Below are 16044 nucleotides of genomic sequence, written 5' to 3' on the forward strand. Positions count from 1 at the left end.
AGTGCCATGAAAACCCCAGTCTGGTTCCCACAAAGCTTCTTCGCCCGCACCCTGTGGCTGGTGCTCATCGTCGTACTGTTCTCCAAGGCGTTGACCCTGGTGTACCTGATGATGAACGAGGATGTGCTGGTCGATCGCCAGTACAGCCACGGTGCGGCGCTGACCCTGCGCGCCTACTGGGCAGCCGACCCCGAAGACCGCCCGCACATTGCCGAGGCAGCAACGCTGACCCGCGTGCCCGGTGAACAGGTGCCAGCCACCGAGCAGCACTGGCCCTATTCGGAAATATTCCTGCGCCAGATGCAGTCTGAACTGGGCCCGGACACCGAGGTGCGAGTGCGCGTGCAGAGCCCGCCGGCGCTCTGGGTGCGGGCGCCGAGTCTGGGTGAGGACTGGCTCAAGGTGCCGCTGTATCCCTATCCGCTGCGTGGCCAGCGCATCTGGAGCGTGCTCGGCTGGTTCCTCGGCATTGGCCTGTTGTCCACCGCGGCGGCGTGGATTTTCGTCATGCAGCTCAATGCGCCGCTCAAGCGCCTGGTGTTCGCCGCCCGCCAGTTCGGCCAGGGGCGCAGCGTACGTCTGCCGGTTGGCGACACGCCAAGCGAGATGACGGAGGTGTACCGAGCGTTCAACCAGATGGCCGACGACATCGAGCTCGGCGCCCGCGAGCGTGAGCTGATGCTGGCGGGCGTGTCGCATGATCTGCGCACACCGTTGACCCGCCTGCGCCTGTCGCTGGAGCTGATGAGCAGTGACGCCGAGCTGACCGAAGACATGATCCGCGATGTCGAGGACATGAACGCCATCCTCGACCAGTTCCTCGCCTTCATCCGCGACGGCCGTGACGAGAAGCCCGAGCCATGCGACCTGGCGGCTCTGGTGCGCGAGGTGGTGGCACCTTATAACCAGCACGCCGAGCAGGTACACCTGTACCTGGAGCCCTTGCCGCAGTTTCCGCTGCGGCGCGTGTCGGTCAAGCGCCTGCTGGCCAACCTGCTGGATAACGCGCTGCGCTATGGCGGGCAGAGCGTCGAGGTGGTGACCAGCCTGGCCGGTGACGAGAGCGCGCCCTATGTGGTGCTCAGTGTGCTGGATCGCGGTCCGGGTATTGCGGCGGCGGAGATGGACGAGATCTTCAACCCCTTCATCCGTGGCGATCGTGCCCGTGGCGGCAAGGGCACGGGGCTGGGCTTGGCCATCGTCAAGCGCATCGCGGCCCTGCACGGCGGCAGTGTGGAGCTGCGTAACCGCTCCGGTGGCGGCCTCGAAGCACGCATCTGCCTGCCGCTGGGATTGTTGTTGCCGCGCCACGCCAGCTGATTCCCGCGACCAGCCCTGGGTGGCTGGGCTGATCTATGCTGCACAGGTGATCAGCATGAGGTCCGCATGGCTGCAGCGACCGACCGACTGCCGAGGTGGAGCTGGTGGCTTCCGCTGCCCTTGCTGCATCTGGCAACCTGGATATCCCTGTCGACTCAGTTCGCCAGCGGTATTGCGCTCTGTTACCTGCCGTTTGTTCTGGGCCTGTGCGGTGTGCTCTGGTGGGGCGCGCGGGTGTTGCCGGCGGTCTATCTCAACGCGTTGCTGAGCGCCCCTCTGTGGGGGCTCGACTGGCGTCTGGCGCCGCTGCATGCACTGCCCGAGGTGCTGGCGCTGGGCCTGGCCTGGTTGGCCCTGGGCAGCCGAGGGGATGTGGCCCTGCCGAATCTGGGCAATCTCTGGCGTCTGCTGGTCCTTGGCGTGCTCGGTCCCGCCCTGGTATTGGCCCTGGGCATGCAGGCCGGCCTATTGCTGGCAGGGCAGCTACAGGCTGAGGCGTTGCCGGCAACGCTCTTCCATGTCTGGCTGCTCGACAGCCTATGCGCCATCGCGCTGGGGGTGCCGTTACTGGTTTACCTTACGCCCTGGCTACGCCGCCGGCGCTGGGCATTGCCGGCGAGTCGCCTATGCCGCAGATCGTCCGAGGGCGCTGCCGAACACTGGTGGTTGCTGGTGCCGGTCGGGCTGGCGGCGTCTCTGGCGTTGTGGGGGCTGCCGATGTTGGTGCTGCTACCGCTGTTGGCCTGTGTACTGCTGTCTCTGGCCGTGCTCCGTGGTTTTGCCGGCGCCGTGCAGGGCGTTTTGCCAACGCTGCTGGCGGCGCTGCTGTTGCCCTTGCTGCAGCCCATGGCCTGGCAGGCCGAGCATGGCAGGGAGGTCTACCTGTTCCTCCTATTGCTGGCTGTCAGCAGCCTGCTGGTGGGCCGGGCGCGCAGTGATCTGCATGAGACGCGCCGTCAGGGCGCGGCACTGCAAAAGGATCTGGCCCTGGCCAACCTGGCGCTGCAGGCCTGCCCGCTCGGGGTATCGATTTCCGATGTGCGCCAGCCCGGCGTGCCCTTCATTTATTGCAACCCGGCGCTGGAGCGCATCAGCGGCTACAGTCGCGAGGAAATCATTGGCGCCTCCAGCCGCCTGCTGGTCGATCAGGACGAGTCGCAGAGCGGTCAGCTGCGTGTGCGTCAGGCCATCCGTAGCGGGGTGGTGCATCAGGAGGTGCTGCGCAATTACCGCAAGAATGGCCAGTTCTTCTGGAACGAGGTGACGGTTGCGCCGTTGCTGGACGACTACGGTCAGGTCAGCCATGTAGTGGCGCTTAACCACGATGTCAGCGAGCGCGAGCGGATCGCCTCGGAACTGTCACGCAGTCGTGAAGAACTGTTGCGCCAGGCCCATCTGCTGAGCCAGACCGAGGCGGTGGCCGATATCGGGGGCTGGGTGCTGGAGGTGGCCGATCAGCGCATGCACTGGACCGATGGCTGCTTTCGCCTCAACGAGCTGGACCCCAAGGATGGCGCGCCCAATCTGCAGGCTTCCCTGGCCCGCTATGATCAAGACAGTCGCCAGTTGATCGAGACCACCCTGAGCGAGGCGCTGCGTAGCGGTCAGGCCTTTGACCTGGAAGTGCGTCTGATCGGCGCCAGGGGCACTCAGCGCTGGGTGCGTCTGAAGGGGTTTGCGGAGTTCGACGGAGAAGGGCCAGTGCGCCTGTACGGGACGCTTCAGGATGTCAGCGCCCGCAGGCGTACCGAGCAGCAGTTGCGTGAGCGGGATGAGTGGCTTCGGCTTTTCTTCGAGGCGCCCCTGATCGGCATGGCACTGATCGGCCCGCAGCGGCAGTGGCTGGAGGTCAATTTCAAACTGTGCCAGATCCTTGGCCGCAATCGAGAGGAGCTGCTCGCCTGTCGCTGGTCGGACATCAGTCATGCTGATGACCTGCCGCATGAGGAGCCGCTGTTTGCCGCCATGCATTCGGGCGAGCGGGACGACTACGAAATGGAGAAGCGCTTCCTGCGCAAGGATGGCAGCGCCGTCTACACCCGCGTCAGCCTGCGTGCGGTGCGCAGTGCCGGCGGGCAGCTGGAGGCCTGCCTGGGCCTGATCGAGGACATCACCGCCCGCCGCGAGGCCGAGGCGCGCTACCACACCCTGGTTGAGCATGCGCCCGAGGCCATCCTGCTGTTCAGCCCGCAAGGTGGCATCATCGAGGCCAATGCCAACGCGCTGCGCCTGTTCCGCTGCAGTCGCAATGACCTGCTCGGGCGCAAGCCAAGTGAGCTGAGCCCGTCGTTTCAGATAGATGGGCGTGCGTCCGAGGCTGCCGGCCGGGCTTATGTCGCACAGGCGATTGCCGGCGAAATGCCGGTGTTCGAATGGCTGCACCGTGACAGCGTCGGTCGCCAACTGCCCTGCGAAATTCGTTTGGTGCGCATGCCGGGTGAGCCGCTGCTGCTGCGCGCCAGCATCATCGACATCTCCGAGCGTCAGCGCTACCAGCGCGAGATCGAACGCCTGGCCTTCAGCGACGAGCTGACCGGCCTGCCCAACCGCCGCTTGCTGCAGGATCGCCTGCAGCAGGCCATGGCCCGGGAGCGCCGCGAAGGGCTGTTCGGGGCGTTGCTGTTCATCGATCTCGACCATTTCAAAACGGTCAACGACAGCCTCGGTCATCCCGTCGGCGATGCCTTGCTGCGCGAGGTTACGGCTCGCCTGGGTAGCTGTCTGCGGGCCGAAGACACCTTGGCCAGGCTCGGCGGCGACGAGTTCGTCGTGCTGCTGGAAACGCTGGCGGACAACCAGGCCCAGGCGGCCGAGCTGGCCGCTGAAGTGGGCGAGAAACTGCTCGAAGGCCTGCAGGACTGCTTCCGCATTGGCGACCACGAACTGGCGGTAACGGCAAGCATCGGCATTACCCTGCACCCGCTGGCAGGGCAGGATGCGGCCGATGCCCTCAAGCAGTCGGATACCGCCATGTACCGGGCCAAGCATGCCGGGCGCAATGCCCTGCATTTCTTCGCCGCCGAGATGCAGGCGGTGATCGACCAGCGCCTGCAGTTGCAGAGTGAGCTGCGCCAGGCGATCGCCCGTGATCAGCTGTCACTGATGTTCCAGCCGCAGCTGGTGCTGGGCAGTGGCCAGGTAGCGGGAGCCGAAGTGCTGCTGCGCTGGACGCATCCCGAGCGTGGCGAGATTCCACCGGCGCAGTTCATTCCCCTGGCCGAGGAAACCGGGCTGATCCAGGAAATCGGCGACTGGGTGCTGCAGCGTGCGTGTGCCTGTCTGGCCGACTGGCAGCAACAGTGGCCGCAGCTGGTGCTGGCGGTCAACCTCAGCCCGCGCGAGCTACGCCGTGGCGACTGCGCCGAGCGCATCCGCAGCTGTCTGGAACGCCACAGGCTGCCGGCCCGTGGGCTGGAGCTGGAAATCACCGAGGGCGTGCTGCTGGAGGACGTCGAGCACTGCATTGCCACCATGCATCAGCTCAAGGCGCTGGGCGTGCGCTTCGCCATCGATGACTTCGGCACGGGCTATTCCTCGCTGACCTACCTGAAGCGCCTACCCCTGGATCGGTTGAAGATCGACCGCAGTTTCATCAGCGACCTGGAAGGCGAGGCCAGCGGGCGCATGCTGGTGGAAACCATCCTGCTCATCGCCCGTAACCTGGGGCTTGAGTGCGTGGCCGAAGGCATCGAGAACGAGGCTCAGCTGGCCTGGTTGCGCCAGCATGACTGCATGCTGGGCCAGGGCTTCTACTTCGGCCGGCCGCTGAGCGAGGAGGCGTTCCTGCAGTGGATGGCGGCTCGACGCGGCTGAGCCGCGTGCTCGGCTCAACCGCGGCCGCGGGTCCGCGTCTGCCCGGGCATGGCGTTCTTCTCCAGGTACTGGATGATGATGCTGGCCACGTCCTTGCAGGTGGTGGTTTCGATACCTTCCAGGCCTGGCGAGGAGTTCACCTCCATCACCAGTGGGCCGTGATTGGAGCGCAGGATGTCCACGCCGGCCACCGACAGGCCCATGACCTTGGCCGCGCGGATGGCGGTCATGCGTTCTTCCGGGGTGATCTTGATCAGGCTGGCCTGGCCGCCGCGATGCAGGTTGGAGCGAAACTCGCCGGGCTTGGCCTGGCGCTTCATCGCCGCGATGACCTTGTCACCGACCACGAAGCAGCGGATGTCGGCGCCGCCGGCTTCCTTGATGTATTCCTGCACCATGATGTTCTGCTTCAGGCCCATGAAGGCTTCGATCACCGATTCGGCGGCCTTCTCGGTTTCACAGAGCACCACGCCGATACCCTGAGTGCCTTCCAGCACCTTGATCACCAGCGGAGCGCCGCCGACCATGTGGATCAGGTCGGGAATGTCGTCGGGGGAGTGGGCGAAGCCGGTCACCGGCAGGCCGATACCCTTGCGCGACAACAGTTGCAGTGAGCGCAACTTGTCGCGCGAGCGGCTGATCGCGACCGACTCATTGAGCGGGAATACGCCCTGCATCTCGAACTGGCGCAGCACCGCGCAGCCGTAGAAGGTGACCGAGGCACCGATACGCGGGATGACCGCGTCGAAACCCTCCAGTGCCTGGCCGCGATAGTGGATCTGCGGTTTGTGGCTGGCGATGTTCATGTAGGCGCGCAGGGTGTCGATCACCACCATCTCGTGCCCGCGCTGTTGGCCGGCCTCCAGCAGGCGGCGGGTCGAATAGAGACGCGGATTGCGCGACAGGATGGCGATCTTCATTGGGCACCGGAGGGCGAGGTGAGCTGGGGTTTGTCTTGTACGTAGGTGAGCGCCGGGTTGACCACCAGCTGGCCTTCGATCAGCGCCTTGGCGCCGAGCAGCACGCGGTAGCGCATGGTCTTGCGGCAGGCCAGGGTGAAGTCCACTGGCCACAGGCGGTCGCCGAGGGCCAGCAGGGTGCGGATCACGTAGCGGGTCTGCGCCTGGCCGTTGGAGCTCTTGATGGTCTTCATCGTCACCAGCGGCGCTTCGCAGACATGGCGACGCTGCACCAGGGTGCCGAAGTGGGCGGTGAAACGCACCCAGCGCTCGCCATCGCGCTCGATCAGGCTGATGTCGCTGGCGTGCAGGGCCGAGGTGCTGGCACCGGTGTCGATCTTCGCCCGCAGGCCGACCATGCCCAGTTCGGGCAGGTTGATCCACTCACGCAGGCCGATCACTGACAGCTGGTCGAACGTCTTCAAGTCAGACTTTCCCGGAAAATTGGAAAGATTCTAGCTGTGCCATGTGACAACGGCATCAGGCAAGATTCAGTCCTGTGAAGGAGATGAGCATGAGCGACAAAGACGACGACAAGGTGCGCCTGGACAAATGGCTCTGGGCCGCGCGCTTCTACAAGACCCGCAGCCTGGCCAAAGAGGCCATCGAGGGCGGCAAGGTGCATTGCCGAGGCGAGCGCTGCAAGCCGGGCAAGGAGCCGAAGATCGGCGACGAGTATGTGCTGCGTACCGGTTTCGACGAACGAACCATCGTTGTGCGCGCGTTGTCCGTGGTGCGCCGTGGTGCGCCCGAGGCGCAGCTGCTTTATGAGGAAACGGCGGACAGCCTCGCTCGCCGGGAAGAGGCGGCGGCGCTGCGCAAGGCCGGCGCCCTGGGCGTGCAGACCGAAGGGCGGCCGAACAAGAAGCAGCGTCGCCAGTTGCTCGGCCTGCGCGACTGACTCAGCGGTTGCGCAGCACGCCCAGGCGGCCTACCAGCGGCAGGCGCTGCAGCAACGGCAGCAGGGGCTGGCACAGGCGCTCCAGACCGGCCGCGATCCAGCTGGCCAGTGGCGTGCAGTAGGCCCAGGCGAAGCTGAACAGGGCGATGAACAGGCCGCCCACGGCCACATCGACCAGCCAGTGGGCGCCGGTGACCAGGCGCGGCAGCATGAAGAACAGCACCAAGGCGATGCTGAACAGCAGCTTCCAGCCGCGGGTGAACAGCGCCATGAACAGGCACCAGAGCATCAGCACCGAGGCGTGATCGCCGGGGAAGCTGCGGCTGGAACGATCCTTCAGCTCGAATACCCGCTCCAGGCCGGGAAACGATTCGCTCAGGCGAATGGCTCCCGGCACCTGCACGGAAGCGCTCGCGTGCTGCCAGCCCAAGGCAATGGCGAGCTTGGTGAACAGTACGCGTACGATCAGCAAGACGACGAGCAGGGCGAGGAAGTGTAGGAAGGCCGGGCGCAGTTCCTGCTCGCGGAACACCCAGCGAGGGTGGATGAGCAGGGTCAGCATCAGCGCCGCGACCAAAATGTCGCACAGACGAATACTGGTCAGTGCCCACAGCCAGTCCCACAATGGGTGCTGGTTGAGGGAGCTGTTGAGCGTCTGAAATAGCCACAGGTTGGCGGCTTCCCAAAGCGCGCGGGTGGCCGGCAGCTGCCAGCTGGCGAGCACGGCCAGGGCCAGCAGGTTGAGGCCGATCAGTGCCGGCCATCGCCAGGCGGCTTGGATACGTACGTCTTTGTCCATAAAATTCAGCTCCTTTTTCTGCAGCAGTACGATGGCGCGCTTTATAAGGCGATGTCATCGTTCTGTCATTCTTTCTTGATAGCCGGTCCTCCAATGCACGATTTCGATCACACCCAGCGCTTCATCTTCGATGACAACGATGTCCGAGGTGAACTGGTCAGCCTCGGCGAGAGCTACCAGCACGTGCTGGCCAAGCACCCCTATCCGCAGCCAGTGGCCCAATTGCTGGGCGAAATGCTGGCGGCAGCCTCGTTGCTGGTCGGCACCCTGAAGTTCGATGGCCTGCTGGTCCTGCAGGTGCGTTCGTCCGGTGCCGTGCCGCTGCTTATGATCGAATGCTCCAGCGAGCGCGAGGTGCGAGGCATAGCCCGTTACCACGCCGAACAGATCGGCGCCGATGCCGGTCTGCGTGAACTGATGCCGGATGGCGTGCTGGCCATCACCGTCGATCCGCGTCAGGGGCAGCGCTATCAGGGCATCGTCGATCTGGAGGGCGAGAGCCTGGCCGAATGCCTGTCCAACTACTTCGCGACTTCGGAGCAGCTGGCCACTCGTTTCTGGCTGCATGCCGATGGGCAGCGCGCCCGTGGCCTGCTGCTGCAGCAGTTGCCGGCCGAGCGACTGCGTGAGCCGGAGGAGCGTGAGGCCAGCTGGCAGCATGTGCTGACCCTGGCCGACACGCTGTCCGCCGAGGAGCTGCTGGGTCTGGACAATGAGACGGTGCTGCACCGTCTGTATCACCAGGAAGCGGTGCGTCTGTTCGAGCCGCAGGCGCTGTGCTTCCGCTGCAGCTGCTCGCGCGAGCGCTCTTCGCGCGCCCTGATCAGCCTGGGTAAGGTGGATGCGCAGGCGTTGCTGGAAGAGCATGATGGCCAGGTGGTGATCGATTGCCAGTTCTGCAACCAGCGCTACGCCTTCGACGCGGCCGATGTGGCCCAGCTGTTCGCCGGGGGTGGCAGCGAAGCACCTTCGGGAACTCGCCACTAGTTCGATAGCCGAACTCTATTGATAGTCATAGCGGACAAGAGGCTGCCAAGGAAAGAGCTTTTCTGGCATACTCCCGCGACTTTTTTATCGCTGTAGTGAGTTTTCTGGCTCACTACACAAGTTTGGAAAGCTCGGCCGCGGCCGACGGGGACCCCTCATGACGCAAGCCAATACCGCCGTTTACACCGATATCAGCGCTGCCCAACTGGTCGAAGAGGCCATCCGCCGTGGCGAGGGTGAGCTGGCCGCCAACGGCTCTCTGGTTGTTCGCACCGGCCACCGCACCGGCCGTTCGCCTGCCGATCGCTTCATCGTGCAGGAGCCCAGCACCGAGTCGAAGATCGCCTGGGGCGCGATCAACCGTCCGTTCCCGGCCGACAAGTTCGATGCCCTGTGGGATCGTGTTGAGGCGTTCAACAATGCCCAGGAACACTTCGTATCCCATGTGCATGTCGGTTCCGCCGATGCGCACTACCTGCCGGTCAAGATGACCACCCAGACCGCCTGGCAGAATCTGTTTGGCCGCTGCCTGTTCATCAACCCGGAAACCTACAACCCGGGCGCCAAGGCCGAGTGGCAGATCCTCAACGTCGCCAACTTCGAGTGCGTGCCGGAGCGCGATGGCACCAACTCCGACGGCTGCGTGATCATCAACTTCGCCCAGAAGAAGGTACTGCTGGCTGGCATGCGCTATGCCGGTGAAATGAAGAAGGCCATGTTCTCCGTGCAGAACTTCCTGCTGCCGGAAGCCGACGTGCTGCCGATGCACTGTGCTGCCAACATTGGCGAAGAGGGCGACGTGACCCTGTTCTTCGGTCTGTCCGGCACCGGCAAGACCACCCTGTCCGCCGACCCGAGCCGCTACCTGATCGGCGACGACGAGCACGGCTGGGGCGAGGGCGTGGTGTTCAACATCGAAGGCGGTTGCTATGCCAAGTGCATCGACCTGTCCGAGAAGAACGAGCCGGTGATCTGGAAAGCCATCCAGTTCGGCGCCGTGCTGGAGAACGTGGTACTCGACGAGAACCGCGTACCGAACTACGCCGACGACAGCCTGACCCAGAACAGCCGCGCGGCCTACCCGCTGGAGCTGGTCGAGAAGCGCTCCGAGAAGAACCTCGGTGGCGAGCCGAATGCCGTGATCTTCCTGACCTGCGACCTGACCGGCGTACTGCCGCCCGTGTCGATCCTCAGCGAAGAGCAGGCGGCCTATCACTTCCTGTCCGGCTACACCGCACTGGTTGGCTCCACCGAGATGGGCAGCGGCGGCGGCATCAAGTCGACCTTCTCCACCTGCTTCGGCGCGCCGTTCTTCCCGCGTCCGGCTGGCGAGTACGCCGAGTTGCTGATCAAGCGCATCCGCGGCTTCAACTCCAAGGTCTACCTGGTCAACACCGGCTGGACCGGCGGTGGCTACGGCGTTGGCAAGCGTTTCAACATCCCGACCACCCGTGGCGTGATCGCTGCCATCCAGAGCGGCGCTCTGGTGGGTGCCGAGACCGAGCAGCTGCCGATCATCAACCTGAGCGTGCCGAAGGCCGTTCCGGGCGTCGAAACCAATCTGCTCAACCCGCGCAACACCTGGGCCGACGGCAACGCCTACGACGAAGCCGCCAAGGGCCTGGCTCAGCAGTTCATCGACAACTTCAAGAAGTTCGATGTGTCTGATGCCATCCGCAACGCCGGCCCGCAGCTGTAAGCTCAAGGCCAATGAAAAAGCCGCCCTCGGGCGGCTTTTTTGTGCGCTTTCGACAGGCGATCAGGCACGGGTTGCAGCGTAGGGCTCCGGCTTGGCCGGATCGGTCTCAGGCCGCTCGGGGCGGCTGGCTATGTCTGCGATGTTCTGGGCCCGGTCGTTGCGCTGTTGTGCTTCACGCAGCTGCGTCGCGGTCTCCAACGGACTCGGCCGGCTATCGACTTCGCCTTCGCTGGCGACTGCCAGATAGGTTTCGATCTGCCGTTGCTGGGTGTTGGCGCTGTAGATGCGTGTCGCGGCATCGCGCTGGGCGGCCTGGCTCAGTTCGCGGCTTTCCTGGCGCTCGCTGACTCGGTCGGAAGCAGCGTCCACGGCCTTGTTCACCTGTTCGGGGCTGGCCGGGCCGTACTTGTTGATGACCTGGGTCGAGAGGGGCAGATTGCCGCTGTTGCCGGTTACCTGCATCGGTGCTCTCCCTGTGGTTGCCTTGTTTCACTTTAACCCAGGGCATAGGGGAGCATTAGATTGATTGGCGATAGGCCTGCCAGGGCTCAGGAGCCGTCCGGGGTCATAAGGCGCTCGTGGGCGTCGATGGTGTCTGCCAGGGCGCCTGGGTGGAACAGGCTGGCAAGAATCAGCAAGAGTGGTGCGAAGCGTTTCATGGCGGTCTCCCAAATGGTCAATGGAGGACTGCTGGCGGCTTCAGTCGATTACCTCGGCGCCCAGAATCGTTGGATCAGGCAGGGCGGCGGGCATCGGACAGATCTGCAGGTATTTGATGCTTTCACGTGGGATCAGTAGCAGATCACCGTCCACCTCGATGCTTAGAAAAGGCGATTCGAGCTGTTTACGCAAGCTACGGGCGACATCGACCGGATCTTCACTCTGTTTGGGGAAGCGCAATGCCAGGCGTTGGCCATCCTGGAAATACAGGTAGAGGTTCTTCAGTGGCTTCATGGGGGCTCCTGTAAGGGCGCCCCGTGGGCGTCCCTAGTTGCGGTCGGCCAGCACGCCGATCAGGAAAAAGACTAGTAGCAGTACCGGCGACAGGGTGAAATTGTTGAAGTAGCCCAGTCCTTTGGCCAGCCAGGGCGTCAGGAAGACGATGGCCAGGCCATAACCGATGGCGCAAACCAGTACGAAGATCAGGGTGCGCAGAATGAAGTTCAGGCTGCTGATGGAGCGCTGAACCCAGGCGTTGATACCCGGGCCGAACAGCACGAAGAGGGTGGCCATGATGGCCAGGGAGATGTCGTACAGGTTGCCGCGGCACCAGCGCGAGAGGGTGGCGATCAGGTCGAGTACGAGATCCATCGGGTGTCCTTGTTATGGTTGTCAGGCGCGAGGAGTTTACCGTCTGTCGCCGGGGCTGCGGTAGGTTGAGGTGCGTAGGTTGGGTTGAGGCACGCAGTGCCGAAGCCCAACTGCGGAGAGCCAGGCCCCTGTCTGGCCAGGTTTGGCTCGGCCTGCAGCTTCGCTCGTTTGGCTTCGCTGCGCTCAACCCAAACTACGCCGCCCGACCCACCTACGGCAGGAAGTGCTGCAGCAGGTCGTTGAGGAACAGCTGGCCTTCGCGGGTGGCGACCAGGCGTTGTGGGTCGCGTAGCAGCAGCTGGCGCGCTTCGGCTTCACGCCGGGCTTCGTCGAGGCTTTCCAGTGGCAGGCCGGTGCGCTGCTCGAACAGGGCGGCGGGCACGCCCTCGGTCAGGCGCAGCACGTTCATCAGGAACTCGAAGGGCAGCTCTTCGGCATCCAGAAGCCGCTCGCCAGCCTGGAAGGATTTGCCACTGTCCAGGTAGTCCTTGGGCAGGCGTGTCTTCCAGGTGCGCGCGATACGCCCATGAGGGCTGCTCAGCTTGGCGTGGGCGCCAGCGCCGATGCCGAGAAAGTCGCCGAAGGTCCAGTAGTTGAGGTTGTGTCGCGCCGCCTTGCCTGGTTGGGCGTAGGCGGAGACTTCGTATTGTGCATAGCCTTCGGCGGCGAGCAGGGCCTGGCCGGCTTCCTGGATGTCCCACAGCAGGTCGTCTTCGGGCAGCTCCGGCGGCTGGCTCCAGAACACCGTGTTCGGCTCCATGGTCAGCTGGTACCAGGACAGGTGCGTCGGGCCTTGGGCGATGGCCGTGCGCAGGTCGAACAGGGCGTCCTCGATGCTCTGCTCGGGCAGGCCGTGCATCAGGTCGAGGTTGAAGTTGTCGAAGCCGGCGGCGCGCGCCATGTCGGCGGCACGGATTGCTTCGTCACCATTGTGGATACGGCCCAGGGCCTTGAGCTTGGCCTCCTGGAAGCTCTGCACGCCAATCGACAGGCGATTGATGCCGAGGCTGCGGTAGTCACGGAACTTGGCCTGCTCGAAGGTGCCCGGATTGGCCTCCAGGGTGATCTCGATATCGCTGGCGAACGGCACGCGTTTTTGCACGCCTTCCAGTAGGCGGCCCAGGGCCTTGGCCGAGAACAGGCTGGGCGTGCCGCCGCCGAAGAAGATCGAGGTCAGCTCACGACCGTGAGCGTGCGCCTGGTCGGCGTCGAGGTCGGCCAGCAGGGCGTCGACGTACTCCTCTTCCGGCAGATTCGGGCCGGCGGCGTGGGAGTTGAAGTCGCAGTAGGGGCATTTGCGCACGCACCACGGGATGTGGATGTACAGCGCAAGGGGCGGTAGCTGGAAGCCACCGCCGGCGGGTGTGCTCATGCGAGCCCCAGGCGCTGCTTGAGCAGGGCCATGGCGCGGGCGCGGTGGCTGATGCGGTTCTTTTCGTCACTGGCCAGTTCGGCGCTGGAGCACTGACGCTCGGGTACCCAGAACAGCGGGTCATAGCCGAAGCCTTCGGCACCACGTGCTTCGCGCAGGATACTGCCTGGCCACAGGCCTTCGCAGAGGATCGGCAGTGGGTCGTCGGCGTGACGCACCAGGGCCAGGGCGCAGACGAACTGGGCGCCGCGCTCGGCATCCGGTACATCCTTCAGCGCTTCCAGCAGCTTGGCGTTGTTGGCGGCGTCACCCTGGCCATCGGCATAGCGCGCCGAGTAGATGCCGGGGGCACCGCCGAGGCAATCCACGGCCAGGCCGGAGTCGTCGGCCAGGGCCGGCAGGCCGGAAATGCGCGCGGCGTTACGCGCCTTGAGAATGGCGTTCTCGACGAAGGACAGGCCGGTTTCATCCGGCTCGACGCTGGAGAACTCGCCAATCGAGCGCACGCGCACATGCTCGCCGAGCATGGCTTGCAGTTCCTTGAGTTTGCCGGCGTTGTGGCTGGCCAGTACCAGTTCTGTGAAGGGCATGGTCATTCGTCCGGGAACACTTCCTGGTTGAAGGTGAGGGTGTGTGGTGCCGCGTCGCCGAGCTGCACGTTGATGCTGAAGGTCAGCACTTCGCGCTGGCGCAGGGGGAATTCGGCCAGGTAGTACACGGCGCCGCTTTCCAGCACTTGCTTGAACTGCAGGGGGCTGGTCTGGCCCAGCAGGTTTTTCACGCTGCCACTGACCTTGGCCGGCTGGCCTTTGCCGTCCTTGAGCACGGCGATGTTGAGCACGCCGATGGTCTTGCTGCGGGTCAGACCCACGGTAGCGGCGATATCGGGTTGCAGGAAACTGGAGTTGAAGGTGCTGTAGTGCACGTCCAGTTCGCCGAAGGTCTGTTTGCGCTCGGCAACGGCAGGCAGAGCGAGTAGCAGGCAGAACACGAGAGATACAAAGCGTTGCATGAGAGTTCTCCGGAGCGTCGGGGTTAGACGGCTGCGCGGCCATCGGCCAGGCCGGCCCCGCTGACGCGATAGATGCCGATTTCACCTAACAGATTAGGCCAGAGTCGGCTGCCCAGGTTGTGCCGGTGGGCGTGATCCACCGCCAGACGTGCTTCCACCTTTGCCCCCTGTTGCAGGCACAGGCGCTCGAAATCCTCGAAGGTACAGAAGTGGATGTTCGGCGTGTTGTACCAGGTGTAGGGCAGGAAGTCGGATACCGGCATGCGGCCCTTGGTGGTCAGGTACCAGCGGCAACGCCAGTGGCCGAAGTTGGGGAAGGTGATGATGCAGGTCTTGCCCACGCGCAGCATCTCGGCCAGTACCCTGTCCGGATACTTCAGGGCCTGCAGCGACTGCGTCATCACCACCACGTCGAAGCTGTTGTCGGCGAAGTTGCCGAGGCCTTCGTCGAGGTTCTGTTCGATCACGTTGACGCCGCGACTGATGCAGGTGGCGATTTTGTCCGGATCGATCTCCAGTCCGTAGCCGCCCACCTGCTTGTGTTCGCGCAGGTGAGCCAGCAGTTCGCCGTCACCGCAGCCGAGATCGAGCACCTGGCTGCCCGCCGGGATCCATTCCTGGATGATTTCCAGATCCGCACGCATGACTTACACCTCGATCCGGTTCATGTAGGCGCTAAACCCCTGCAGATAACGCGGGATCGGCATGAGGAAGGCGTCGTGGCCCTGCGGTGCATCGATTTCCAGGTAGCAGACGTTTTTCTTCGCGCTGAGCAGGGCGTCGACGATTTCCCGAGAGCGGGCCGGCGAGAAGCGCCAATCGGTGGTGAAGGACATCAGGCAGAAGTCCGCCTTCACCCCGGCCAGCGTCTTGGCCAGATCGTCGCCGTATGCAGCGGCGGGGTCGAAGTAGTCCAGGGCCTTGGTCATCAGCACATAGGTATTGGCGTCGAAGCGCCCGGAGAATTCCTCGCCCTGGTAGCGCAGGTAGCTCTCGACTTGGAACTCAACGCTGTGAAAGTCGTAGTTGAGCTTGTCGGTCTTCAGTTCGCGGCCGAATTTCTCGCCCATGGCGTCATCCGACAGGTAGGTGATGTGCCCGACCATGCGCGCCAGCATCAGGCCGCGCTTCGGTATCACGCCGTGCTCCTGGAAGTGGCCGCCGTGGAACTCCGGGTCGGTGAGGATGGCCTGGCGCGCGACCTCGTTGAAGGCGATGTTCTGCGCCGACAGTTTGGGCGCCGAGGCAATGCACAGACAGTGGCGCACGCGCTCCGGGTAGCTGATGGTCCACTGCAGGGCCTGCATGCCGCCGAGGCTGCCACCCACGACCGCCGCCCACTGCTGAATGCCGAGTCGGTCGGCCAGACGTGCCTGGCTGTGCACCCAGTCTTCTACCGTCATCACCGGGAAGTCGGCGCCGTAGGGTTTGCCGCTGGCCGGGTTGAGGCTGGAGGGGCCGGTGCTGCCATTGCAGCCGCCGAGGTTGTTGAGGCTGACGACGAAGAATTTGTCGGTGTCGATTGGCTTGCCGGGGCCGATGCAGCTGTCCCACCAGCCTGGTTTGCGATCATCGGTGCTGTGGTAGCCGGCGGCATGGTGGTGGCCGGAGAGCGCATGGCAGATCAGTACGGCGTTGCTGGCCGTGGCGTTGAGCGTGCCATAGGTTTCGTAGACCAGCTGGTAGCGGGCCAGGCTGCGGCCGCAAACCAGGGCCAGCGGCTCGTCGAAGTGCGCGGTCTGGGGCGTGACCAGGCCAACGGAGTCGGCGGGGAAAACAGTCGGCATCGAGCCTGCTCTCGTTCGAAGAAGAGCAGCAGTCTAAAGAGCACAGCCCCCGGCAGCAAGCACCGGAGGCCGTGGGCAAGTGCC

General features: G+C 64.4%; 16 protein-coding genes. 5 read left to right on the top strand and 11 right to left on the bottom strand.

All coding sequences use genetic code 11. The annotated features are described in order from the left end of the window. The first annotated feature begins 6 nt into the window (after positions 1-6). Complete coding sequence (locus tag ACF8C6_RS05155) at positions 7-1320, top strand: ATP-binding protein (RefSeq protein ID WP_392498304.1); 1314 nt, start codon at positions 7-9, stop codon at positions 1318-1320. Between the two features lie 66 nt (positions 1321-1386). Then, positions 1387-5133 (top strand): EAL domain-containing protein, encoded by a 3747-nt coding sequence (locus ACF8C6_RS05160; protein WP_392498305.1) that lies wholly within the window; start codon positions 1387-1389, stop codon positions 5131-5133. A gap of 14 nt (positions 5134-5147) precedes the next feature. On the opposite strand, the gene rimK is transcribed toward ACF8C6_RS05160, so the two are convergent. After that, positions 5148-6053 carry a 30S ribosomal protein S6--L-glutamate ligase gene (gene rimK / locus ACF8C6_RS05165; protein ID WP_392498306.1) on the bottom strand — a complete coding sequence of 302 codons (906 nt, stop codon included), beginning with the start codon at positions 6051-6053 and terminating at the stop codon, positions 5148-5150. Continuing rightward, the gene (locus ACF8C6_RS05170; protein ID WP_392498346.1) at positions 6050-6484 is read right to left on the bottom strand and encodes an ATP-dependent zinc protease; all 435 of its coding nucleotides are present in this window, start codon (positions 6482-6484) and stop codon (positions 6050-6052) included. Before ACF8C6_RS05170 ends, rimK begins: the two co-directional genes overlap by 4 nt. Positions 6485-6606: 122 nt before the next feature. Here ACF8C6_RS05170 and ACF8C6_RS05175 point away from each other — a divergent pair, with 122 nt between their 5' ends. Then, the gene (locus tag ACF8C6_RS05175) at positions 6607-6993 is read left to right on the top strand and encodes an RNA-binding S4 domain-containing protein (RefSeq protein WP_392498307.1); all 387 of its coding nucleotides are present in this window, start codon (positions 6607-6609) and stop codon (positions 6991-6993) included. A 1-nt stretch (position 6994) separates the two neighbouring features. Here ACF8C6_RS05175 and ACF8C6_RS05180 read toward each other — a convergent pair whose 3' ends face one another. After that, a complete protein-coding gene (locus ACF8C6_RS05180; protein ID WP_392498308.1) occupies positions 6995-7792 on the bottom strand; it encodes a phosphatase PAP2 family protein in 798 nt (265 codons plus the stop codon). Positions 7793-7885: 93 nt separating this feature from the next. On the opposite strand from ACF8C6_RS05180, the gene hslO reads away from it, so the two are divergent. Both hslO and ACF8C6_RS05190 read left to right on the top strand, forming a co-directional pair. Beyond that, positions 7886-8779, top strand: coding sequence for an Hsp33 family molecular chaperone HslO (gene hslO / locus ACF8C6_RS05185; protein ID WP_392498309.1), 894 nt, complete (start codon positions 7886-7888; stop codon positions 8777-8779). Between the two features lie 157 nt (positions 8780-8936). Continuing rightward, the gene (locus ACF8C6_RS05190) at positions 8937-10478 is read left to right on the top strand and encodes a phosphoenolpyruvate carboxykinase (protein ID WP_392498310.1); all 1542 of its coding nucleotides are present in this window, start codon (positions 8937-8939) and stop codon (positions 10476-10478) included. A 60-nt stretch (positions 10479-10538) separates the two neighbouring features. On the opposite strand, the gene ACF8C6_RS05195 is transcribed toward ACF8C6_RS05190, so the two are convergent. The 8 genes from ACF8C6_RS05195 to ACF8C6_RS05230 form a co-directional block, all read right to left on the bottom strand. Further along, entirely contained in the window at positions 10539-10940 is a 402-nt protein-coding gene (locus tag ACF8C6_RS05195; protein ID WP_277688178.1) for a hypothetical protein, read from the bottom strand. Between the two features lie 237 nt (positions 10941-11177). Further along, the gene (locus tag ACF8C6_RS05200; RefSeq protein ID WP_068824938.1) at positions 11178-11432 is read right to left on the bottom strand and encodes a hypothetical protein; all 255 of its coding nucleotides are present in this window, start codon (positions 11430-11432) and stop codon (positions 11178-11180) included. A 33-nt stretch (positions 11433-11465) separates the two neighbouring features. Next, entirely contained in the window at positions 11466-11789 is a 324-nt protein-coding gene (locus tag ACF8C6_RS05205) for a DUF3392 domain-containing protein (RefSeq protein WP_277688180.1), read from the bottom strand. 211 nt (positions 11790-12000) lie between these two features. Next, complete coding sequence (hemW, locus tag ACF8C6_RS05210; RefSeq protein ID WP_392498311.1) at positions 12001-13161, bottom strand: radical SAM family heme chaperone HemW; 1161 nt, start codon at positions 13159-13161, stop codon at positions 12001-12003. Beyond that, positions 13158-13751, bottom strand: a complete 594-nt coding sequence (rdgB, locus tag ACF8C6_RS05215) for an RdgB/HAM1 family non-canonical purine NTP pyrophosphatase (protein ID WP_277688182.1) — start codon at positions 13749-13751, stop codon at positions 13158-13160. Before rdgB ends, hemW begins: the two co-directional genes overlap by 4 nt. 2 nt (positions 13752-13753) lie before the next feature. Next, a complete protein-coding gene (locus tag ACF8C6_RS05220) occupies positions 13754-14173 on the bottom strand; it encodes a DUF4426 domain-containing protein (protein ID WP_392498312.1) in 420 nt (139 codons plus the stop codon). A gap of 23 nt (positions 14174-14196) precedes the next feature. Further along, positions 14197-14817 (bottom strand): methionine biosynthesis protein MetW, encoded by a 621-nt coding sequence (gene metW, locus ACF8C6_RS05225; protein WP_392498313.1) that lies wholly within the window; start codon positions 14815-14817, stop codon positions 14197-14199. Positions 14818-14820: 3 nt separating this feature from the next. Then, positions 14821-15960 (bottom strand): homoserine O-acetyltransferase, encoded by a 1140-nt coding sequence (locus ACF8C6_RS05230; RefSeq protein WP_392498314.1) that lies wholly within the window; start codon positions 15958-15960, stop codon positions 14821-14823. Between the last annotated feature and the right edge of the window lie 84 nt (positions 15961-16044).

It is taken from the genome of Pseudomonas sp. zbq_18 (assembly GCF_043102245.1).
In the GTDB taxonomy this organism is placed as follows: domain Bacteria; phylum Pseudomonadota; class Gammaproteobacteria; order Pseudomonadales; family Pseudomonadaceae; genus Aquipseudomonas.